General features: G+C 72.1%; 16 protein-coding genes and 3 pseudogenes. 8 read left to right on the forward strand and 11 right to left on the reverse strand.

Features of this window, described 5'->3' with window-relative positions; genetic code table 11:
• Window positions 1–11: 11 nt before the first annotated feature.
• The 4 genes from HNR70_RS12230 to HNR70_RS12245 form a co-directional block, all read right to left on the reverse strand.
• The gene (locus HNR70_RS12230) at window positions 12–1,463 is read right to left on the reverse strand and encodes a serpin family protein (RefSeq protein WP_184325900.1); all 1,452 of its coding nucleotides are present in this window, start codon (window positions 1,461–1,463) and stop codon (window positions 12–14) included.
• A 436-nt stretch (window positions 1,464–1,899) separates the two neighbouring features.
• Window positions 1,900–2,832: a carbohydrate ABC transporter permease gene (locus HNR70_RS12235; protein WP_184325901.1), complete on the reverse strand. Its 933-nt coding sequence runs from the start codon at window positions 2,830–2,832 to the stop codon at window positions 1,900–1,902.
• Window positions 2,829–3,713: a carbohydrate ABC transporter permease gene (locus HNR70_RS12240; RefSeq protein ID WP_184325902.1), complete on the reverse strand. Its 885-nt coding sequence runs from the start codon at window positions 3,711–3,713 to the stop codon at window positions 2,829–2,831. The genes HNR70_RS12235 and HNR70_RS12240 overlap by 4 nt, the downstream gene beginning before the upstream one ends.
• Window positions 3,710–5,047 carry an ABC transporter substrate-binding protein gene (locus HNR70_RS12245; protein WP_184325903.1) on the reverse strand — a complete coding sequence of 446 codons (1,338 nt, stop codon included), beginning with the start codon at window positions 5,045–5,047 and terminating at the stop codon, window positions 3,710–3,712. The genes HNR70_RS12240 and HNR70_RS12245 overlap by 4 nt, the downstream gene beginning before the upstream one ends.
• 535 nt (window positions 5,048–5,582) lie before the next feature.
• Here HNR70_RS12245 and HNR70_RS12250 point away from each other — a divergent pair.
• The gene (locus HNR70_RS12250; protein WP_312857657.1) at window positions 5,583–7,274 is read left to right on the forward strand and encodes a S10 family peptidase; all 1,692 of its coding nucleotides are present in this window, start codon (window positions 5,583–5,585) and stop codon (window positions 7,272–7,274) included.
• Between the two features lie 73 nt (window positions 7,275–7,347).
• Here the strand turns inward: HNR70_RS12250 and HNR70_RS12255 are convergent, their stop codons facing one another.
• Complete coding sequence (locus HNR70_RS12255; protein WP_184325904.1) at window positions 7,348–8,631, reverse strand: hypothetical protein; 1,284 nt, start codon at window positions 8,629–8,631, stop codon at window positions 7,348–7,350.
• Window positions 8,632–8,848: 217 nt separating this feature from the next.
• Here HNR70_RS12255 and HNR70_RS12260 point away from each other — a divergent pair, with 217 nt between their 5' ends.
• Window positions 8,849–9,211: a GNAT family N-acetyltransferase gene (locus HNR70_RS12260; protein WP_184325905.1), complete on the forward strand. Its 363-nt coding sequence runs from the start codon at window positions 8,849–8,851 to the stop codon at window positions 9,209–9,211.
• Window positions 9,212–9,289: 78 nt separating this feature from the next.
• Here HNR70_RS12260 and HNR70_RS12265 read toward each other — a convergent pair.
• A pseudogene (locus HNR70_RS12265) lies at window positions 9,290–9,919 on the reverse strand (oxidoreductase dimerization domain-containing protein); the annotation flags it as partial.
• Here HNR70_RS12265 and HNR70_RS12270 point away from each other — a divergent pair.
• The 3 genes and pseudogenes from HNR70_RS12270 to HNR70_RS12280 form a co-directional block, all read left to right on the forward strand.
• Window positions 9,821–10,987, forward strand: a pseudogene (locus HNR70_RS12270) (glycoside hydrolase family 15 protein); the annotation flags it as partial. The pseudogenes HNR70_RS12265 and HNR70_RS12270 overlap by 99 nt on opposite strands.
• Before the next feature lie 296 nt (window positions 10,988–11,283).
• Window positions 11,284–12,786 carry an NAD-dependent succinate-semialdehyde dehydrogenase gene (locus tag HNR70_RS12275; RefSeq protein ID WP_184325906.1) on the forward strand — a complete coding sequence of 501 codons (1,503 nt, stop codon included), beginning with the start codon at window positions 11,284–11,286 and terminating at the stop codon, window positions 12,784–12,786.
• 96 nt (window positions 12,787–12,882) lie between these two features.
• The gene (locus HNR70_RS12280; RefSeq protein WP_184325907.1) at window positions 12,883–13,350 is read left to right on the forward strand and encodes an SRPBCC family protein; all 468 of its coding nucleotides are present in this window, start codon (window positions 12,883–12,885) and stop codon (window positions 13,348–13,350) included.
• A 40-nt stretch (window positions 13,351–13,390) separates the two neighbouring features.
• Here the strand turns inward: HNR70_RS12280 and HNR70_RS12285 are convergent, their stop codons facing one another.
• On the reverse strand, window positions 13,391–13,936 hold the full coding sequence (locus HNR70_RS12285) for a PTS sugar transporter subunit IIA (protein ID WP_184325908.1): 546 nt from the start codon (window positions 13,934–13,936) through the stop codon (window positions 13,391–13,393).
• A 192-nt stretch (window positions 13,937–14,128) separates the two neighbouring features.
• Complete coding sequence (locus tag HNR70_RS12290; protein WP_184325909.1) at window positions 14,129–14,977, reverse strand: aldo/keto reductase; 849 nt, start codon at window positions 14,975–14,977, stop codon at window positions 14,129–14,131.
• A gap of 378 nt (window positions 14,978–15,355) precedes the next feature.
• On the opposite strand from HNR70_RS12290, the gene HNR70_RS15990 reads away from it, so the two are divergent.
• Window positions 15,356–15,982: a hypothetical protein gene (locus HNR70_RS15990; protein WP_246375217.1), complete on the forward strand. Its 627-nt coding sequence runs from the start codon at window positions 15,356–15,358 to the stop codon at window positions 15,980–15,982.
• Window positions 15,983–16,053: 71 nt separating this feature from the next.
• Window positions 16,054–16,933 (forward strand): annotated as a pseudogene (locus tag HNR70_RS12305) (IS5 family transposase).
• Between the two features lie 187 nt (window positions 16,934–17,120).
• Here the strand turns inward: HNR70_RS12305 and HNR70_RS12310 are convergent.
• Both HNR70_RS12310 and HNR70_RS12315 read right to left on the reverse strand, forming a co-directional pair.
• Window positions 17,121–17,588 (reverse strand): NUDIX domain-containing protein, encoded by a 468-nt coding sequence (locus tag HNR70_RS12310; RefSeq protein WP_184325911.1) that lies wholly within the window; start codon window positions 17,586–17,588, stop codon window positions 17,121–17,123.
• Window positions 17,585–18,172: a PTS sugar transporter subunit IIA gene (locus HNR70_RS12315; RefSeq protein WP_184325912.1), complete on the reverse strand. Its 588-nt coding sequence runs from the start codon at window positions 18,170–18,172 to the stop codon at window positions 17,585–17,587. The genes HNR70_RS12310 and HNR70_RS12315 overlap by 4 nt, the downstream gene beginning before the upstream one ends.
• Window positions 18,173–18,329: 157 nt before the next feature.
• On the opposite strand from HNR70_RS12315, the gene HNR70_RS12320 reads away from it, so the two are divergent.
• The gene (locus HNR70_RS12320; RefSeq protein WP_184325913.1) at window positions 18,330–19,286 is read left to right on the forward strand and encodes a sugar-binding transcriptional regulator; all 957 of its coding nucleotides are present in this window, start codon (window positions 18,330–18,332) and stop codon (window positions 19,284–19,286) included.
• Between the two features lie 158 nt (window positions 19,287–19,444).
• On the opposite strand, the gene HNR70_RS12325 is transcribed toward HNR70_RS12320, so the two are convergent.
• Window positions 19,445–20,344: an aminotransferase class IV gene (locus HNR70_RS12325; protein ID WP_184325914.1), complete on the reverse strand. Its 900-nt coding sequence runs from the start codon at window positions 20,342–20,344 to the stop codon at window positions 19,445–19,447.
• Window positions 20,345–20,411: the final 67 nt, after the last annotated feature.

Raw genomic sequence — 20,411 nt, forward strand, 5'->3', positions numbered from 1 at the left:
CCGACCCGCCCTCACCGGGTCTGCGTCGGGTCCCCCACCCAGCCGGCCACCAGCGGCGCGCCCGTCGCGCGCTCGTAGGCGACCAGCAGGAACGGCCGGTCGAAGGTGATCTCGTGCTCGATCACCGGCATCGAGGTCTCGCGCGCGATGACGGCGGTCGCGGCCGCGGCCTCCATGCCCTGCTCGTCCAGGCTGAGCACGGCCTTCTGGACGACCTCGTCGATCGCGAGCTCAGGCGCGCCGGTCACACCGGAGAAGTCGGCGCCGTCGCTGAAGGCGGAGCCCATGCCGAGGCCGACCAGCAGGTCCTTCAGCGAGTCATCCCAGCCGATGTCGAGGGCGGGCACGGCGAACTGGACCTGCTCGGAGGGGTCCTCGAGGCCGGTGAGCAGGGCGGCGAGGCCGGCGGCGGGGTCGTCGGCCGACGCGGACCACTCGTCCAGCACGCTGCTGAGATCCCGTTCGGGCCGTACGAGCGCGAGGGACAGCTGGTCGCCGTGGGTCGCGAGGCGCGTGGCCGTGCACAGGGAGTCCTCGTACCAGCCGACGGTCATGCCGTGCAGCATCTCGCAGCTGATCGGTCCGCCGCCTGCGGGGGTGAAGGTGCCGCCCTGGCGTGTCAGCTCCTCCGGCCATGCCGCCTTCAGGTGCAGGGCGTTCACCAGCACGAGGCGGGTGTTGGGGCGCAGCACCCCCTCGGCGAGCAGCTCCTGGATGAGGTCCTCGGTGCTGTCGGCGACCCAGCCGTTGATCTCCTCGCGGGCCTGCTCGCGGGGACCGTCGGCGGTGAAGTCGGCCTGGAAGACGCCGCTGCCGAACCAGGTGGCGAGGTCCTCGAGGAAGGACTCCTGGATCTCGAGCCCCTCCTGCGCCCAGGTGCCGTTCACGAGCGAGGCGCGGGGGGGCTCGGGCAGCTCGCCGCCACCGACCTCCTCGGCCGCCTCCCTCTCGGCATCGCCGACGGTCGCGAGGGTCTGGGAGAGGGTGTTCGCGGCCTCCGCGAGCTCGTCCATCGACCCGCCCAGCACCTCCTCCATCTCTGTGCGGGTCTGCCCGGCGGCGCCCATGCCGAGCATGGTCAGCGCCACCTGCGCGGACAGCGGCGAGCAGACGGCGTTGACCGGCGCGCGGTCCAGCGCCCCGAGCATCCGCGCGGCGAAGGGGATGGTGAGCTCCCCGGCGGTCGCGGGATCGCCGGGCTCGGCGCGGGGCAGCTCGGCGCGCAGCTCCGGCTCCGCCCCGCCCGTGCCGGTGAGGCCGCAGGCGGAGAGGGTGGCGGCGGTCAGGGGGACGAGCGCGGAGGCGGTGAGGAGGGTGCGGCGGGGCACGGAGGCGGGGCTCCGGGGCGTGAGGCGCGCGGGGGCGGGACGCGCAGGGGCGGGGTGCGCGAGCACGGGGCGCGCACGCGCGGGGCTCGCGGCAGCGTCGCGGAGCTCGCGGGACCGGGCGTCGTCGGTGGTCATGGGGTCATCGAAGCCCCCGTCGGCCGACGGGCACAAGAGGCGCCGGGTTGCGGTTCCGCACCGTTCCGGCGCACGAGGCGCGGGCAGCCTGGGCCCGCAGCCCAGCCGTCCGCCGCAGCATCGAGCGGCCGAACCTGTGCGCGCTCACGGTCGATGCCGAGCTCCACATCGACCGTGAGCGCGCGCAACTCCCCCACCTCGCGACGAACGGGGAGAAGTTGTCCGGACGACCGCGCCATTCCAGCGCCTTCCCCCGCAGAGCACTCCCCGAGGGACCCAGGGGCGCGCACCCCACGACGAACGGGGAGGAGTTGTCGGAACGACCGAGCCGTTCCAGCAACTCCTCCCCGCTGTCTGCTGTCGAGGGAGGCCCCTCCTGCGATCAGCCCTGCCTAAGCGGCTGATCTCCTACCGCTCGTGCCTCGCAGCACGTCGATCAGCCCTTGACCGAGCCCTCCGTCAGACCACCGCGCCAGAAGCGCTGCAGGACCAGGATGAGGATCGCCAGCGGGATCACCGACAGCAGGGCGCCGCCGGTGGTGAGCTGGTAGAACTCGGGCAGTCGGTCGGTCTGGGCACGCCAGTTGTCCAGGCCCAGGGTGATCGGGTACAGCCTCTCGTCGGCCAGCATGACCAGCGGCAGCATGTAGTTGTTCCAGATGGCGACGAACTGGAACAGCAGGATCGTCACCAGCGCCGGGACCAGCTGCGGCAGGGCCAGGCGATGGAACAGGCCCAGCTCGCCCACGCCGTCCAGGCGCCCGGCCTCCAGCATCTCGTCGGGGATCGCGGCCCCCGCGTAGATCGAGGCGAGGAACAGGCCGAAGGGGCTGACCAGGGACGGGATCAGCACCGACCAGTAGGTGTTGGTGATGCCGATGGAGCTGAACACGAAGAACAGCGGCAGGGCCACGGCGGTACCGGGCACGAGCACGCCGCCGAGCACGAGCCCGTAGACGAGGCCGCGGCCGCGGAACTTGTACTTCGCCAGCGCGTAGCCGGCGGCGGTGGCGAAGTAGGTCGCCAGCACCGAGCCGATGCCCGAGTACAGCAGCGAGTTCAGGGCCCAGCGGGGGAATATCCCGCCGTTGGCCGTGAAGACCGCCTGGATGTTCTCGACCAGGTTGAAGCTGTTGCCGAACCAGAAGCCGCTGGTGCCGAACAGGTCCTCGGTGGTCTTGGTGGCGTTGATGACCACCCAGTACACGGGGACCAGGAAGTAGATCGCCGCGATCGCGAGGATGGCGGTGACGATGATGGTGCTGGCGGGGCTGCGCCCGGCCTCGCGGCTGCCGGAGCGTCCGTCGGTGACGGGGTCCTTGCGGCGGCGCGCCTTCACAGGGGTCGTGGTGGTGTCGGCGGTGCTCATCGACGCTTCTCCGTCCAGTTCGAGATGCCCAGCGCGATGGCCGAGAAGAGGAAGGCGGCCACGGCGATGATCACGGCCTGGGCCGCGGCCATGCCGATGTCGTTGTACTGGAACGCGAACGCGTAGGCGGACATGTTCGGGGTGTACTCGGAGGTGATGCCGGCGCTCATGGTCTGCAGCAGTCGCGGCTCCGCGAACAGCTGCAGGGTGCCGATGATCGAGAAGATGATCGTGAGCATCAGGGCCGGGCGGATCAGCGGCAGCTGGATCGAGCGGGCCACGCGGAAGGCGCCGGCGCCATCGATCTTCGCGGCCTCGTAGAGCTCACCGGGGATCGACTTCAGCTGCGCGATGATGATCAGCATGTTGTAGCCGGTGTAGGTCCAGGTGACGATGTTGGCGATCGACCACAGCACCGTGCTCGGGCCGAGGAAGTCGACGTTGATCCCCACCATCTGCAGCACGTCCACGATCGGGGACAAGCCCGGGATGTACAGGAACGACCACAGGATCGTGGCGATCACGCCGGGGATGCCGTAGGGCAGGAAGTAGGTGGCCCGGAAGAAGCCCGGCCACTTCGCCGAGGCGCTCTCCAGCAGCAGCGCCAGGATCGTCGCGGCGACGATCATGACGGTCACCTGCACCACGCCGAACAGGATCATGCGCCCGATGGAGGCGACGAAGTTCGCGTTGCTCAGCGCCGCGATGTAGTTGTCGAACCCGGCGAAGCCGCTGGTGATGCCGTCCTCACCGAGCAGGCCGTGCCGCTGGACGCGGGTGAAGCTGTAGCCGATGGCCATGATGATCGGGACGATCATGGTGCCGATGAACAGGATCAGGAAGGGCGCCAGCAGCGCCCACGGTGCGGTCTTGTGACTCATCGTGCCTCCTCCGCGTTCAGACCCATCGTCTGCATGATCTCGACGATCTCCTTCTGCGCGTTCGCGAACATGTCCACCAGCGGGACGGCTCCGGTGACGGCCTCGGTCATGCCGTCGCCGATGATCGCCTGGGCGCGCTGCATGAGCGGGGCCCAGGTCCACTCGAGGTTCTGCCCGGCCGCCATCGGGACGATGACGTCCTCGTTGTAGTTCTGGCCGGAGAAGAACTCGCTGGGCTGCTGGCGGGCCTCGCCGATGTAGTCCGCCGCCGGGGACCAGCCGATGCCCGAGAACTCGATCATCGCGTCGATGCCGGCGGGGTCGGTGCACATCCAGGTGAGGAACTCGATCGCCTCGGCGGGGTGCTGCGAGTTGGCGAGCACCGCGGCCGACGAGCCGCCGTGGCCGCCGGACGCGTAGCCGTCGGGCCAGGTGGGCATGGGCGCGACCGCCCACTTCCCCGCACCGTTCGGGACGGTGGAGACCAGGGCGTCGCCCCAGGAGCCGCTCATCGCCGAGAGCACGTTGCCGTCGCCCGCCGCGGCGTACCACGGGGTGGAGAAGGCGCCGAAGCCGGTGTTCAGCAGCTTCTCGCCGAGGATGCGGTCCCAGTACTCGGCCACGCGCATCGACGCCTCGCCGACCATGTCCACGATCCAGCCGTCGCCCTCGGGGCGGAACCACACCGCACCGGACTGCATCGCCCAGGCGATCGGGTACGAGCCGTCCGAGGGGTCCAGGCTCATGAGCGCCTTGCCGGCGTCCTTGACAGCGCCGGCGGTCTCGTAGAACTCGTCCCAGGTCTTGGGGTAGGTCAGGCCCAGCTCGCCCTCGAGCACCTCGCGGTTGTAGAACCCGGCGACGGGGCCGGTGTCCTGCGGGACGCCCCAGATGGTGTCGCCGACCTTCGCCTGGCTGATCGCGCCGGGGTCGAAGGCGGGCTCCTCCTGGTCGAAGCCGTAGCGGGTGAGGTCCACGAGCGCGCCGGCGAGCGCGAACTCGGGGATCTGGCGCAGCTCCACCTGGGCGATGTCCGGACCACCGCCCGCGGCGACGGCGGAGAGGATCTTCGCGTAGCCGCCGGAGTTGCCTCCGGGGATCCAGGTGGCGTCCACGTGGATGCGGTCCTGCGACTGGTTGAAGACGTCGCAGACCTTCTGGAGATCCTTCAGCCACGCCCAGTAGGTCAGCGTGACCTTCCCGTCCGCAGCAGGGATGGTGGGCTCGGCGTTGATCTCGCCAGGGTTCGGTGGGGCGCAGGCGGCAAGGGCGCCGGCAAGTGCCGCGGCGCCACCTCCCGCCAGCGCAGAGCGTCGTGTCAGGCGGTGCGTCATCGTTCTCCTCCACAGTCCTCGGCAATGAGGTTGCGGTCACACTACTCGCGAATCCGTGGATCTACACCATTTCGCCGGTCAAGGTTCGGTAACGAACGGGAACGTTCACGTTCGCAGGTCATGGGGGAATTGGCATTCCGGGGCGGGACAGGGTCATCGCTCAGCCCTCGAGTGACCCCTCGGTACGGCCGACGGGGCCGGCGCCGGTCCCGCCGCGTCACCCTGGGAGGACGCCGTGACCTGCGCCTCGCTGCGCACGGGGTCGACGGGAGGGGTGCGACCCAGGGCCGATGCTCCCCGGCAGGATTCATGCCGGGGGGCAGTGCGCGATGCGTGGAGGACGTGCGGGTGACGCAGGGTCGGCGCACCGGACCGCCCGCAGTCGACCCGCAGGAAATCCGCCGCAGACCACACCGGACGTGACCCACGTACCATCGAGGCGCACCCGCCCGCGCCCGTCCGCCCTCTCGACCACCCGCGAACGTCCCTGTGCGAATACCCGCCTGCGCCAGTGACTCGCGATCGAAGGAGACTCGTGAACACCGAGCCGCAGATCCCGCCCGGCCCCGCCGCCCCCGGCGGCACCCCCGCTGACGCACCCGGCAGCGCGACCCCGTCGGCCGCGAGCGCGCAGTCCGGCCCTGCTGTCGGCGCGGCCGCGTCGGCCGGGATGGCTTCGTCGGCCGGCGCGGCCCCGTCGGCCGCCCCGACTCCCCCGCCGACGGACCACCTGGTCACCACCCTTCACACCCTCGACCTGCCGGACGGGCCGCTGGACTACACCGCCACGGCCGGGACCGTGGTGCTGCGGGAGGAGCCCGAGGGCGCCGAGTACGGGCGCGGCGCCGCCTACGCCGAGCTGTTCTCCGTCTCGTATGTCGCCTCCCGCTCCACCGCTCGCGGCGCCACGGCGCCCGGTTCCACCCCTCCCGGCAGTGATGCGCCGGCGCCGCGCCCGGTGGTGTTCGCCTTCAACGGCGGGCCCGGCGCCTCGACCGTGTGGCTGCACCTGGGGCTGCTCGGCCCGCGCCGCGTGGACTCCGGGGACGCGGGCGCGCCCGGCGCTCCCCCGCACCGCCTGCTGGACAACCACGAGACGATCCTGCGCGACGCCGACCTGGTGGTCGTCGACGCGATGACCACCGGCTACTCCCGCCCCGCCCCGGGACAGAAGCCCGACAGGCACCACGGTCTCGCGGCGGACCGCGACCTCATCGCCGCGTTCATCCTGGACTGGCTCACCCGCCACCAGCGCTGGACCTCGCCGCTGTACCTGGCCGGGGAGTCCTACGGCACCACGCGCGCGTCGGCCGTGGCCGCGCATCTCATGGACCGCTACTACGTGGCGGTCGCGGGCGTCGCGCTCATCTCGCCGGTGCTGGACTTCGGATCGATCGAGTTCTCCTTCGGCAACGACCGCCCCTACCTGCACTACCTGCCCACCTATGCGGCGATCGCGCATGCGCACGGCAAGCACGAGGGGCGTCTGCTGCAGGACGTGGTGGACGAGGCCGAGGCCTTCGCCGAGCAGGAGTACCCGGCGCTGCTCGCAGCCGGTCTGCGCCTGGACCCCGCGCAGAAGCAGGAGGCCGCCGCACGGATCGGCGCGCTCGTGGGCGTCGACCCCGACTGGGTCGAGCGGGCCGACCTGCGCATCGAGCACATGGCCTTCCTCGCCGAGCTGCTGCGGGACGAGGGGAAGGTGGTGGGCCGGATCGACGGACGCTTCACCGCCCCGGCCGGGAACCGCAACGCCGCACAGATGGAGACCGACCCGTCGATCGACCAGCTCGCCCCGTCCTATACCGCCGCGATCAACCAGTACCTGCGCGGCGAGCTCGAGTTCTCTACCGACGTGGTCTACGAGATCATGTCCGGCCGCGTGCACCCCTGGAGCTACAAGGACTTCGAGAACCGCTCCGTGGAGGTCGCTTCCGACCTCTCCTCGCTGCTGCGCAAGTCCCCGCACACCCGCGTGCTCGTCTCCCACGGCTACCACGACGCCGCCACCCCGTTCCACGCCAGCGAGCACGTCCTCGCCCAGCTCGCGATCCCGCGCGACGACTACACCGACCGGATCCGCGTGGAGTACTACGAGGCCGGGCACATGATGTACTGCCACGAGCCGAGCCGGCTGGCCCTGTCCCAGCACCTGCGCGAGTTCATGGGCGGGGACGAGGAGTCGGCGGAAGCGGGCGACGCTGCGGGTGCCGACGACGCGGGCTGATCGCCTCGCGTCACGCCACACGCTCCCTCCTCACGACGCGCGGGGAGAAGGTGCTGGAATGACGGTCACGGGTTCAAGGGGTGGCGGAGCTGCTGGACGTGCCTGTGTCGGTGCCCGAGGTGCTCGGTGCGGCGAGGGTCTCGTCGGTGGTGCCGCTGCCCGTGGCGCCCGAGGCTGCGGTGTCGGAGCCGGAGCTGCCCGAGGTCGCGCCACCGGAGCTGTTCGTGGAGCCGGAGCCGCTGGAGGTGCCCGACCCGCTGCCGGTAGTGGTGCCGGAGCTGTCACCCGAGGCCGCGCCGGAGCCGCTGCCGCTGGCCCCGGACCCGCTGGAGCCCGTGCCACTTCCCGTGCCGCTCGAGCCGGTGCCATCCTGCTGGCCGGTGGATCCGTCGCCCGTGGTGCCGTCAGTCGAACCGTCCGTCGACCCGTCGGTGGAGGTGCCGCCCAATCCGTCGGTGCTGTCGGTGCCGTCCGTGGTCGAACCGTCGGTCGATGTGCCGTCGGTGCCGTCGGTCCCCGATCCGTCGTCGCCAGCGCCCTCCTCGTCCGTGCCGTCCTGCTCCGTGCCGGAGCCGTCCTGGTCCTGGGAGCCGGAGGAGTCGCGCGGGGTGACGGACTCGGCGCCGGTCACCGAACGCTGGATCTCGCCGGTGCCCGGGGAGAGCTCGGTGCCCGTCGTGTGCTGGATTCCGAACACAGCACCGAAGCCGATGAGCGCGATGACCACGCTCATCAGGAGGATCCGTCCCGCCTTTCGTCCGCGGCCCAGCGTCCGATCCGACGAGTCCGCGCCGGTCGTGCCGTCCCCGTCGGCCGTGCCGGCGCTGCCCGCCGCGCCATCAGCCGCCATGCCGCGCCCGGTCTTGGACGAGCCCGCGACCGCGCCCTTGCGCTGCGCCTTCTCGTCGACCCTGGACTTCAGCCGCTTGAGCTTGCGGGTGGTGCCGTTGACGGAGTCGGTGTAGAGCGCGACGACGGTTGCGGAGATCACCGAGGTCATCGCCGCGCCCGCGACGGTGCCGCCGATGCCGAGCTGGCCGCCGATCACCGACGTGGTCGCCGCTGCGGCACCGCCGGCGAGCAGACCGGGGATCGACAGGCTCCTGACCTGCGAATCCTGGACGTCGCTGCTGTCGACCTCGGGATCCTGCTGCGACGAGCGGTCGTCCACGCTCGCGTCGTCCACGCTCGAGGCCTGCGCGCTCACGTCCAGCGCCATCGCGTCGTGCGCGCCCAGTGCGCGCTCGGACGGGCCATGCGCTGCCTGGCCCTGGTCGGACGCGAGGTCCTCGGACAGGTAGAGGCCGGTCGAGGCACCCGGGGGCGCGGAGGAGCGGTGCGGGGAGGAGGAGGTCATGTCCCGAGGCTTCTCCCGGACCCTCCAGGCTTCCGCACGGCTTGCTCAAGGTTGCCTGGAAACACCACGGAAAGCAGCGGCGACCTGCACACTCATCGCTGATGAGCTGCCTCACCGCACAGCTCCCGCACCGCGACTCCCCGAGCCCTCCACCGGGCCTGCACGCCGCGTCCTATCCTGGCCCTCCGAGCCGACGACGACCGAGAGGACCGCCGCCATGACCGAGCAGCCCGCATCCACCAGCCCCGAGGACGCGCAGGTCGAGGTCGTCGACAACCCCGACCGCCACCGCTTCGACATCCGCGTGGGCGGGAAGCGCGTCGGGTTCTCGATGTACCGCGACGTCGACGACATCACCGACGCCCCGCAGCGCATCTTCTTCCACACCGTGATCGGCGACGAGTTCGGCGGGCAGGGCCTCGCCTCGACCCTCACCCGCGACGCCCTCGCGCAGACCACCGCCGCCGGGCGGCGCATCGTGCCCATCTGCCCCTACGTGGAGAAGTGGGTGTCCCGCCACGACGACATCGAGGGCCACGTCGACGCGGTGCTGCCCGCCCACCTCGACGCGGTGCGCTGAGGACCCCTGCGCGGAGGAGCGAGCGGCCGACGGGGGAGAGCCCTCGCCGGCCGCTCGCTCATGCCCGCTCGGTCGGACTCATTCCGCCGGGGCGAGCAGTCCCAGCGTCTCGTTGAGCGCCTCCGTCGAGGAGGGGTGGGTCCAGATCCCGTCGCGCAGCTGAGCGGCGGTGGTGCCGGTGCGCATCGCGAGGGCGACGAGGTTGATGACCTCCTGCGCATCGACGTGGAACAGGCGCGCGCCGAGGATCTCGTCGGTGCGGGCGTCGACGACCAGCTTGATCATGCCGCGCGGGTCGCCGAGCGTCTTCGGTCGCGGCATCGCCTTGATCGCGGCGACCTTCTGGGTCGCGACCAGCACGTCCTTCCCCCGCGCCCGAGCCTCGGCCTCGGTGAGGCCCACGGCCGCGAGCGGCGGGGTGAGGAAGGTGGTGGTCGGTACGGCGACGCGGTCGGTGGTCGCGCGGGAGCTGTCGCCGGTGAGCTGCGAGAGCACCACGCGGCGGTCGTCGAGCGACAGGTAGGTCTGCTGGGCGCCGCCGTGCACGTCGCCGAGGGCGTAGACACCGTGGGCGCTGGTGCGCAGGTGCTCGTCGACCACGATCGCGCCGTGCTCGCCGGTGTCGATGCCCGCGGTCTCGAGGCCGAGGTCGTCGGTGGCGGGGCGGCGGCCGGTGGCGAGCAGCACCGCGTCCACCTCGAGCCGCCGCTCGGTCGTGGACCCGGCGACCGGGCGTCGGCGGGGGGTCGGACGCGGTGGACTGCTCCCACGTCCGCACAGCCCGTCGCTCCTTCCGCCCGCCCCGCCCCGTCGGCCGGAGCCCCGCCGATCGCGGACCACGCCCTCCTCTCCGACCAGCGCACCGCCGCGCTGGTCACCCGCGACGGGGACGTGGACTGGCTGTGCCTGCCGCGCTTCGACTCCGAGGCGGTGCTGTGCAAGCTGCTGGGCGACGACTCGAACGGGCACTGGTCGCTGCGGATCATGCACTCGATCCCCGAGGACCGCGACCTGGGCGAGCGCAAGCTGCCCCACCTGCCCGGCTACGTGGGCTCCGCCCCGGTGCGCATCGGCAACTGCGCGGCGGGCCAGTACCAGGCGGACGTGGTGGGCGAGGTGATGATCGCGCTGGCCTCGATGCGGGAGGCGGGCGTGGCCGAGACGCGCTGGTCCTGGCCGTTGCAGAAGGCGCTGGTGCGTTTCGTCGAGGACCACCTGGACCAGCCCGACCAGGGCATCTGGGAGATGCGCGGGGCGCCTGCGTCCTTCACTCACGGCCGGGTGATGGTGTCGGCGACCATCGACCGGGCGGTCCGGGCGGTCACCGACCACGGCCTGCCCGCGACCGAGGAGGAGCTCGCCCGGTGGACGGCGCTGCGGGAGCAGGTGCGCGCCGAGATCCTCACCCGCGAGGTCGGGGCCGACGAGGCATTCACCCAGACCTACGGCAGCACCGAAGTCGACGCGTCCTTCCTGCAGATCCCCTACACCGGCTTCGTCCCGTTCGATGATCCGCACATGCTCGCCACCGTCGCCCGGATCGAGGCGGACCTGCAGGTCGGGGACGGTCTGCTGCTGCGCTACCGCACCAGTGGCGAGGCGACCGGCACCGACGGTCTGCCCGGGGACGAGCACCCGTTCCTGGTGCGCTGCGTCTGGTTGGTCGAGCAGTACGCCCGCTCCGGCCGGCGCGGGGATGCCGAGGCGCTGCTGGAGACCCTGCTGGGCCGTGCGAACGACCTGTACCTGCTGGCCGAGGAGTACGACGTGGGCGCAGGCCGGATGGCGGGGAACTTCCCGCAGGCGTTCAGCCACCTGGGGCTGATCCGGGCGGTGGATGCGCTGGCGGCCGGAAGGAGTTGGTGTCGGCCCTGGAACAGTGTCGTCAGCGTCGGAGGAACGGCCATGCGGCGGAGCTCCGACGCTGACTGCACTTTTCCAGGGCGCTCACTTCCCACACGGTCGCCCCCGCCCCGTCTCCCTCGACGGAGGTGCACACTGGACGGGGCCCGCCCATCCCCCGCCACGCCCACCGCCCACCGCCCGCCGCCCCGACGCCGAGGAGGACCCCCGTGCCCGACCTGCCCACCATCACCGACGCCCGCATCGCCGACCTGCTGGACCGCGTGCCGCGCAGCTCCTTCGTGGACGGCGGCTTCCTCGGCGGCACCCCGTCGCTGCCGGTCACCGACCCGGCGACCGGCCGCGCCCTCGTCGAGGTGGTCGACGCGGACGCCGCCGCCGTGGGCACCAAGGCGCTGGACGCCGCGGTCGCCGCGCAGGACGCCTGGGCCCGAACCCTCCCCCGCGACCGCTCCGACATCCTGCGCCGCGCCTACGAGCTGTGCCACGAGCGGGCCGACGACCTGGCGCTCGCGATGACGCTGGAGATGGGCAAGCCCCTGGCCGAGGCGTACGGCGAGGTGACCTACGGCGCCGAGTTCCTGCGCTGGTTCAGCGAGCAGGCCGTGCGCCTGCCCGGCGGGTTCCGGCAGGCGCCGTCGGCCGATCAGGCGATCCTCACGGTCGCGCGGCCCGTCGGCCCCGTCCTCGCGATCACGCCGTGGAACTTCCCGCTGTCCATGGGGACGCGCAAGATCGGTCCGGCGCTCGCGGCCGGCTGCGCCGTGGTGCTGAAGCCCGCGAGCTCCACACCGCTGACCTCGCTGCTGCTGATGCAGGTCCTCGCCGACGCCGGGGTTCCCGCCGGGGTCGTGAACTGCGTGGTCACCTCCGATTCCAAGGGGCTGTCCAGCACGCTGCTGGCCGATCCGCGGCTGCGGAAGGTGTCCTTCACCGGGTCCACGCCGGTGGGTCGCACCCTGCTCGCGCAGGCGTCCGAGCACGTGCTGCGCACCTCCATGGAGCTCGGCGGCAACGCCCCGTTCCTGGTCCTGCCCTCGGCGGACATCGACACCGCGGTCGCCGCCGCGATGCCCGCGAAGTTCCGCAACAATGGCGAGGCCTGCACCGCCGCGAACCGCTTCTACGTCCATGCCTCCGTCGCCGAGCAGTTCACGAAGGCGCTGGTCGAGAAGGCGTCGGCGCTGCAGGTCGGGCCGGGCATCGACCCGTCCACCACGCTCGGTCCGTTGCTGGACGAAGGGGCGGTGGCGAAGGTCGAGGAGCTCGTGGCCGACGCGGTCGAGCGCGGCGCGAGGGTCCTCACCGGCGGGCGCCGCCCGTCGGCCGAGGAGCTCCCGGACGGCTGCGCAGAGGGCACCTACTACCTGCCCACCGTGCTCGGGGACGTCCCAGCCGACGCCCGCGTGAACCGCGAAGAGATCTTCGGACCCGTCGCCCCGGTGATCGTCCTGGACGACGTGGACGCGATGATCGCCGCCGCGAACGACACCGAGTTCGGACTGATGAGCTACGTGACCGGAGCCGATCTCGCCGAGGTCACCGCCGCCGCCCAGCGCATCGAGTCGGGGATGGTCGCGGTGAACCTCGGCGTCGCCTCCGACGCGGCCGCGCCCTTCGGCGGCATCAAGGAGTCGGGGCTCGGCCGCGAGGGCGCCGCGGAGGGCCTGGACGAGTACCTCGAGACCACGTACGTGCGCCTGCCGCTGTGAGGGGTCGGCCGACGGGGCCGGGCGGCCCGGCCGGGCCCGCCGGCCCCGTCCGCCCCGTCCGCCCCATCGGCCCGGCCCGTCCGTAGACTTCCCGGCATGAGCACCCAGGAGATCCGTCTGACCCAGCACGTCGCGGCGTCAGTCGAGGACGTGTGGGCGATCCTCACCGACATCGCACACGCCGACGAGAACCTCTCCGGCATCGAGGCGGTCGAGCTGCTCACCCCCGGCCCGTACTCCGTCGGTTTCCGGTGGCGCGAGACCCGGAGGATGATGGGCATGAGCGCGACCGAGGAGATCGAGGTGACGGCGCTGGAGCCGCTGCGGCGCAGCGAGGTCACCGCCCGGAACGGCGAGGTCACCTACCACACCGTCCACTCGCTGGTCGAGAAGCCCGGCGGCACGGACCTGGTGATGGAGTTCGGGATGGAGATGCCCGCCAAGCGCGGGATCACGAGGCTCATGAACGCGGCAATGGCGAAGGTCGGCTTCTCCGCCACGCGCAAGGTCATGGAGCAGGATCTTCAGGACCTCGCCGCGGCCGCCGAGCTGCGGCACGGCTGAGCTCCCGGACCGAGCCGCCTCCCTGCGACCGCACCCCCGCCTACGACCCCAGCCACTCCCGCGCAGCCCGCTCCAGCTCCGCATCGTCCGCCGCGGTGAGCACATCCCGCACTCCCGAGCGGTCCTGCAGCTTGGCGACCAGGTTCTGCAGCGCCTCGAGCTGCGCGGCGGGGTCCTTCAGCACGAGCATGACGACCAGCTCGGCCTCGACCTCGCGGGAGCCGTTGGAGCCGATCTCGGCGAAGGGCACCGAGTGCTCCAGGGTCGCGACCGCGAAGCCGGCCGTGAGCACGTGCTCGGGGTCGGTGTGCGGGATCGCGGCGGGGACGAGGGTGGGCAGGCCGGTGGGCTGCCGACGCTCGCGCTCCAGCACCGCCTGCTCGAAGGAGTCGGTGACCGCGCCGAGCTCGAGCAGCCGGGCGGACAGGGCGCGCAGCACCGCCTCGGCGTCGTCCACGTCGAGGTGGGCGAGGGCCGCGCCCGGCAGCACGGTCGCCTCCTCCAGGGGCACATCGGCGGGACCGTCGAGCGCTCCGGCGACCGGATCAGCAGCTGAGCCCTGGGACGGGCGGGGGTCGGACTCCACGAGGCACTCCTTCGCGCGCTGCACTCCGCCTGGCGCTCGCCGTCGAGCGCCGGGTCAGCGGTGACCCACGATTCTGCGACGGCCCCGTCGTGAGTGCAACACGGTCCCCCTGCACCAGCGCGACGGGGCCCGGTCGCGCGCTCCTGCGCGGCAGGGCCCCGTCGTCGGCGAGAGGCGTCCTGCCTCGGAGCCTCAGGCCCCCTGGTGCCCGGAGAACTCGTCGGGGTGCTTGCCCTGACGTCCGGCCTCGCCCTTGTGGAGGCCGTTGATGCTCGCGATCTCGTCGGCCGAGAGCTCGAGCTCGACGGCGGCGAGGTTCTGCACCATCCGCTCGGGGGTGACGGACTTGGGGATCACGACGTTGCCCAGCGCCAGGTTCCAGGCGAGCATGACCTGCGCGGACGTGGTGCCGTGTGCGTCGGCGATCGCGGTGATGGCCGGGTCCTCGAGCTCACCGCCGCCCTGCCCAAGCGGCGACCAGGACTCGGTGAGGATGCCCTTGAAGGCGTGGAACTCGCGGTGCTCGGGCTGGGAGAAGTAGGGGTGCAGCTCGATCTGGTTCAGGACGGGCAGCACGCCGGTCTCGGCCTCGAGCAGCTCGAGGTCCTGGATGCGGAAGTTGGAGGTGCCGATGGAGCGGATGCGTCCCTGCTCCTTGAGCTCGACCAGGGTCTTCCAGGTCTCGAGCGCCAGGCCCTTCTCGGGCGCGGGCCAGTGGATGAGGTAGAGGTCCAGCTCGTCCAGGCCGAGGTCCTCCATGGTCGCGTCGAAGGAGCGCAGGGTCGCGTCGCGACCCTGGTCCTGGTTGGGGACCTTGGAGGTCACGAAGATCTCGTCGCGCGCGAGGCCCGAGCGGGCGATGCCCTGGCCGACGCCGGCCTCGTTGTTGTAGCCGCGGGCGGTGTCGACGTGGCGGTAGCCGATCTCGAGAGCCTCGGCGACGGCGTCGGCCGCGACCTCGTTCTCGACCTGCCACACGCCGTAGCCGAGCTGGGGGATCGTGCGGCCGTCGTGAAAGGTGAGGCGGGGCGAGGTGGGCATGGTGCTCCTAGGGCGTGTTGCTAAAGGATTCGGGGACGGTGAATGCGCGAGTCTGGAGTCATGTCGCGCGATGCCATCAGACCCGTGGACGTGGTGGACGCGGTGCTAGTCACGGCGGCTAACCTACCCGGCCCCTTCCCACCCACCTTCGGGAGTGCATGGCCATAGACCCGACCGAATCCTCCCCTGGGGTGCGCCAGGCACCCGGCCCACGCCCGGGCGCGACTGAGGCAGAGTCGGTTGTTTCTGGAAGGCCGACGCCGCACCACAACCCTCGCCGGCGAGCCGGGACGTGCCTCCACCCATACCCGCCTGGACACCCACGTCGAGGCCCCCATGGGACGATAAACCCGGTCACACGCCGACGGAGGGGATCCGATGACAACGCACACCACCACGGCCGGCCGCCAGCCATCCGAGACTCCCACGGCAGTCCGCGGGATTAGCGCGCTGCGCCACCCCGTGGTCTCCGGCGGGCTCATCGGAGTCATCGGCGGGACAGCCTTCCTCTTCGCCGGCCTCCTTGGGGTGCCCTCACCGACACAGGGCCCACTGCGCGGGCTGGCTGCCGCCCTGGCCACCTTCACCCTTGCAGTGATCCTGTTCCGCCGCAGGGTCCTCCCCGAGCTGCGCCCGCCTGCACCGGGGGCGGCACGTGTTTACGGGGTCGCCGTCGTCGTAATGCTCCTGCTGATGCCGGTCACGCGCCTGGTCGCTCAGGCCTTACATGCCCCGACGGCCCAGAGCGCTTTGGTGGCCGCCGTCGTCGGCGCGCACTTCCTCCCCTTCGCTCGGGTCTTCCATGCCCCGGTGTTCTGGTGGATCGGCGGGTCCATGGTCGCCCTCGGCCTCGGCGGGGCACTCCTGGCGGTCCTGGGCATGCACGTGGCCGGGCCGGCCGGCGCCGCGGCGGCCGGTGCGGCGATGCTCGTGATCGTGGCAGTGCAGGCGGTCCGACAACACGCCCCGGGCGCCACAGCAGCCACAGAACAGTCTGCCGCGTGACCCAATCCGGGCTCACGCCCTAGGGCGTGTTGCTAAAAGGTTTCAAGGGGTGGATGCGTCAGTCTTGAGGGGTGTCGCGTGATGTCATCTCGGACGAGGTCTGGGCCGTGATCGGCCCACTGTTCCCCGAAGCCAAGACCACCGGGCGTCCGCCCGTGGATCGGCGCATCGTGGTCGAGGCCACCGCGTGGCGCTTCCGCACCGACGCGCCGTGGCGGGATCTGCCCGAGCGGTTCGGGAACTGGAACACGATCTACAAGAACTTCAACCGGTGGGCCGCTCAGGGCGTGTGGGAGCGGGTGCTGGAGAAGACCCAGTCCTTGGCACAGCAGGCTGGCGAGCTGGACTGGGTGGCCTCGATCGATTCCACGATCGTGCGCGTCCACCAGCACGGGGCGACCCTGCCCCGCCCCACAGGGGGCCCTGATGAACTACAAGAAATCCGGGGCGGAGCCGGCTGATCATGCCATCGGACGCTCCCGCGGCGGTCTGACGACGAAGTCGCATCTGGTCTGTGATGGCAAGGGCAGGGTGCTGGCGTTCTTGGTGACCGGCGGGCAGGTGGCCGTCACCTCGATGTTGGCCACCACGCTGGAGCAGATCAGCGTGGCCGGCGCCCGTGGGCGGCCCCGGACACGGCCTGACCGCCTGATTGCGGACAAGGGCTACCCCTCGAAGGCGAACCGTGCCTGGCTGCGCCGGCATGGCATCGCGGCCACGATCCCGGAGCGAGCGGATCAGATCGCGCACCGGCGCCGCCGCCCAGGAAGACCGATCGACTTCGGTGAAGACCAGCGCCAGCGCTACCGGGGACGCAATGTCGTGGAGCGGTGCTTCAACCGGCTCAAGCAGTGGCGAGGAATCGCGATGCGCTCGGACAAGTACGCCCGGCACTATCACGCCGGGCTCTGCGTCGCCGCGACACTGCATTGGCTGACTACTACCCTTTAGCAACACGCCCTAGCTGTGGTCGGGGGCTGCGGTCCTCGCGGCGGCGCTGCCGACGGAGGCTTTCCCGCGGGAACGCCTGGCGCCCTCGGGAACGTTCCCTCCCAGCCTAGCGCCGGGGCCGGGGATGTGGTCGACCGGTTGGCATCGGTCGTCCGTCGGCCGACGGGACTCCCGGCCGACGCGCTCCTCAGCTCCGGCAGACCCCCAGCGAGAACGGCCTCGAGCTCGGGTCCGAGGCGAGCCACCGGGCGAGCTCGGGCGGGTGGACGATGTGCCGGTCGAGATGGGCGAGGTCGAGCCAGGCGGTGCCGTCCTGGCCGGGGTCGGGCTCGGTGCCCTCGCCGGGCTCCTCCCCCTCGGCGAGTCCGCACCAGTAGGCGATGTTGACCTGGTGGAACGGCGGGATCGGGGAGCCGTCGACCATGCGGTGATCCATCATGATCTCGAACATGCAGGCGGGCTGGAACACCTCCACCGTCGCGCCGATCTCCTCGCGGCACTCGCGGACCATGGCGCTGCGCTGGTCCTCGCTGTGCTCCTGGCCGCCGCCGGGCAGGGCGTAGATCTCGGTCCCGTCGGGGTCGAGGTAGCGGTTCATCAGGACCTGCTGGTCGCGGATGATCAGTGCCTTCACGCCCACGCGCGGTGTTCTCATGCGGTCCCCTCCCGGGTGTCGGTGCGGCTGTCGGCCGCGATCTGGGCGAGCAGCAGGCTCGCGCGGGCCTCGAGCTCGTCATCGTCGGCCGCATCCAGCAGCGCCGCGACGGACGCCTCGTCCCGCAGCAGCGCCATCAGCCGCTGGAGCGCGACCAGGTGCTCGCGCGCGTCGGTGAGCAGCGGCATCGCCACCAGCTGCACCTCCACGCTCCCGCCGGCGCCGCCCATCTCGCCGAAGGGCACGGGACGGGCGAGGGTCGCCAGCGCCAGGCCGGGGACGAGCACGTGCTCGGGGTCGGCGTGCGGGATGGCGGTGGGGATCGGGGTGGGCAGCCCGGTCGGGTAGCGGCGCTCGCGGGCGCGCAGCGCCTCGGGGAAGCCGAGCGTCACCGCGCCGTGGTCCAGCAGCCGCCCGGCCAGGGAGCGCAGCACGTCCTCCGCGTCGGTGACGTCGAGGTGCGCGACGACCACGCTCAGCGCGAGCGGCGCGGGCCCGCCCGGCGCGCTGGGCGCGACGCCGTCGGCCGACGGGTGCTCGGCGCCGGCGCCGTCGGACGCGCGGTGTCGGGGATCAGTGCTCATGGTTCCTCCCGGATGGCGGCTCCCCGATTCTGGCACTCCCGGGCCCCTCGGCGACACGGGCGCCGCGCACCGGCCCGGGTGCGTACCCTGAACAGCACCGGCCCCGCCGCTCGCGCGGACCCTCGTCCTCCACTCCCCCAGCCCTCCAGGAGCCCCGATGCCCGCCGCTCGCGACACCGCCCTCGTGGTGCGGGCGGCGCGCCTGTACTACGAGCAGGGCCGCTCGCAGACCGAGGTCGCCGCGGAGCTTGGGCTGTCCCGCTCGAACGTGTCGCGGATCCTGTCCCAGGCGAAGGAGCGCGGGATCGTCGAGGTGACGATCCACGACCCGGACGGTCCGCCGCGCCGCGACGAGGCGCTCGAGGCGGCGCTGCGCGCCACCTTCTCCCTGGCCGAGGTGCATGTCGTCTCTGCCCCGCGCACCTCGGCGATGGAGGCGGTGGCCCGCGAGGGGGCGGCGCTGATCTCCGAGCGCGCCGCGACCGTGCGCAGCATCGGCGTGTCCTGGGGGCAGACCGTCCAGAGCGTCGTGGCGCGGATGGAGACCCTGCGCCCGCGGCCGACGCCGACCGTCCTGCCGCTGGTGGGAGGGCACAGCGCACTGGACCAGTTCGACTCCGGCGAGTCGGTGCTGCGCGTGCTCGCCTCCAGGCTCGGCGCGACGCCCCGCACCCTCTACGCCCCGGCGGTGCTCGAGTCCGCGACGGCCGCGGAGACGCTGCGGGCCGAGTCCTCGATCCGCACCGTGCTCGAGGCGGCCGCGCAGGTCGAGCTCGCCGTAGTGGGCATCGGCTCGATGGGCCAGCACTCCTCCCCGCACGTGCTCGAGCTGATGGCGCTCAGCGACGAGGAGCGCGCCGCCTTCGAGGCGCAGGGCCCGGTCGGGGACGTATGCGGACGGTTCATCGACGCGCACGGCGTGCCGCTGGGGGCGCCGACGGACCAGCGGGTCCTCGCCGTCACCTTCTCCGAGCTGCTGCGGATCCCCGAGGTGCTCGGCGTCGCGGCGGGCGCGGAGAAGGCGCGGGGCGTGGCCGGGGTGCTTCGCAGCGGCGTGATCCGCACCCTGGTCGTGGACGTGGACCTCGCCCGCGACCTCCTCGCCGGCACCTGAGCCCGCAGATCACATGCCCCGCGGTTCACATGCACAGATAGGTCGATTCCATTCCAGATTCGCGGGCGAACTGGAACGGAATCGACCTATCTGTGGGTCTGTGGCTCTCTGGGTCTGCGGGCCCGGCCGGGGATGAGGCGCCCCCATGGAGGCTCGGCTCAGATCCCGCCCTTGAGCACGCGCTCGAAGCGGGCGGTGAGCTCGGGGTCGGTGGGCAGCTCGCGGTCGTCGAGCTGGGCGATCGGGGCGGCGAGGCGGGTGGAGGACAGCAGCCACGCCCCGTCGGAGGCGGCGACGTCGTCCAGGGTCATGAGCTCCTCGCCGGTGGCGAGGCCCTGCTGCTCGCGCAGCCACGCGAAGAGGGTCTGCACGCTGGTGCCGGCGAGCACCCCGGCGCTGACGGGCGTGGTGAGGAAGGTGTCGCCGCGGCGCACGAGCAGCGTGGAGGTCGGGCCCTCGAGCGCATACCCGTCGCTGGACACGAACAGCACGTCGGCGGCGCCACGGCGCTTCGCCTCGCGCACCGCGGCCATGTTCACGGCGTAGCTGAGGGTCTTCGCGCCGGCGAGCAGCCAGGGACTCGTGGCAGGGGCGCTGGTGGGAAGTCCGCGATCGAGCGCGGCGACCTTCATCCCGGCGCGGTAGGGGCTCCAGTCGTCGGAGACGCGGGCGTGGATCCAGCAGGTCGGCTCGCCGGCGCCCTCGATCCCGCGGGTGTACATCACGCGCACGCTCAGCTCGGCGACAGGCTCGTGCGCGGCGATCACGGCGTCGACCGCGTCGGCGAGGACTCCCAGGTCGGGGGCGGGCAGGTCGACCATCTCGGCGCTGCGGGCGAGGCGCGCCAGGTGGGGGCCGACGTTCACGGGCGTGCCGTCGAAGGCGCCGATGGTCTCGAAGATCCCGTCGCCGCGGGTGGCGACGAGGTCGGTGACCGAGAGCTGGGGGACGGTCGCGTCGGCCACGTGGAAGGCCGCGCCGCCGTCGGCCGGGGCGCCGGTGACCCCGGGGACGAGGACGAGCACCGGGGCGGGGGCGGAAGGACTGGTCGCGCTCATGGCAATGCTCCTGGTCGGGGCCTCGCGGGCGACGAGGCACTCCGACCAGGGTAGACCCGGGCCGGGC

This window comes from Brachybacterium aquaticum, from assembly GCF_014204755.1.
Lineage (GTDB): Bacteria > Actinomycetota > Actinomycetes > Actinomycetales > Dermabacteraceae > Brachybacterium > Brachybacterium aquaticum.

Excerpts from the sequence above, each read along its gene's own strand:
- HNR70_RS12315 (WP_184325912.1), bottom strand. The coding sequence starts at position 18,172 with ATGAGCACTGATCCCCGACACCGCGCGTCCGACGGCGCCGGCGCCGAG.
- HNR70_RS15990 (WP_246375217.1), top strand. The coding sequence starts at position 15,356 with ATGACAACGCACACCACCACGGCCGGCCGCCAGCCATCCGAGACTCCC.
- HNR70_RS12240 (WP_184325902.1), bottom strand. The coding sequence starts at position 3,713 with ATGAGTCACAAGACCGCACCGTGGGCGCTGCTGGCGCCCTTCCTGATC.
- HNR70_RS12280 (WP_184325907.1), top strand. The coding sequence starts at position 12,883 with ATGAGCACCCAGGAGATCCGTCTGACCCAGCACGTCGCGGCGTCAGTC.
- HNR70_RS12260 (WP_184325905.1), top strand. The coding sequence starts at position 8,849 with ATGACCGAGCAGCCCGCATCCACCAGCCCCGAGGACGCGCAGGTCGAG.
- HNR70_RS12290 (WP_184325909.1), bottom strand. The coding sequence starts at position 14,977 with ATGCCCACCTCGCCCCGCCTCACCTTTCACGACGGCCGCACGATCCCC.
- HNR70_RS12310 (WP_184325911.1), bottom strand. The coding sequence starts at position 17,588 with ATGAGAACACCGCGCGTGGGCGTGAAGGCACTGATCATCCGCGACCAG.
- HNR70_RS12230 (WP_184325900.1), bottom strand. The coding sequence starts at position 1,463 with ATGACCACCGACGACGCCCGGTCCCGCGAGCTCCGCGACGCTGCCGCG.
- HNR70_RS12255 (WP_184325904.1), bottom strand. The coding sequence starts at position 8,631 with ATGACCTCCTCCTCCCCGCACCGCTCCTCCGCGCCCCCGGGTGCCTCG.
- HNR70_RS12320 (WP_184325913.1), top strand. The coding sequence starts at position 18,330 with ATGCCCGCCGCTCGCGACACCGCCCTCGTGGTGCGGGCGGCGCGCCTG.
- HNR70_RS12245 (WP_184325903.1), bottom strand. The coding sequence starts at position 5,047 with ATGACGCACCGCCTGACACGACGCTCTGCGCTGGCGGGAGGTGGCGCC.
- HNR70_RS12235 (WP_184325901.1), bottom strand. The coding sequence starts at position 2,832 with ATGAGCACCGCCGACACCACCACGACCCCTGTGAAGGCGCGCCGCCGC.
- HNR70_RS12325 (WP_184325914.1), bottom strand. The coding sequence starts at position 20,344 with ATGAGCGCGACCAGTCCTTCCGCCCCCGCCCCGGTGCTCGTCCTCGTC.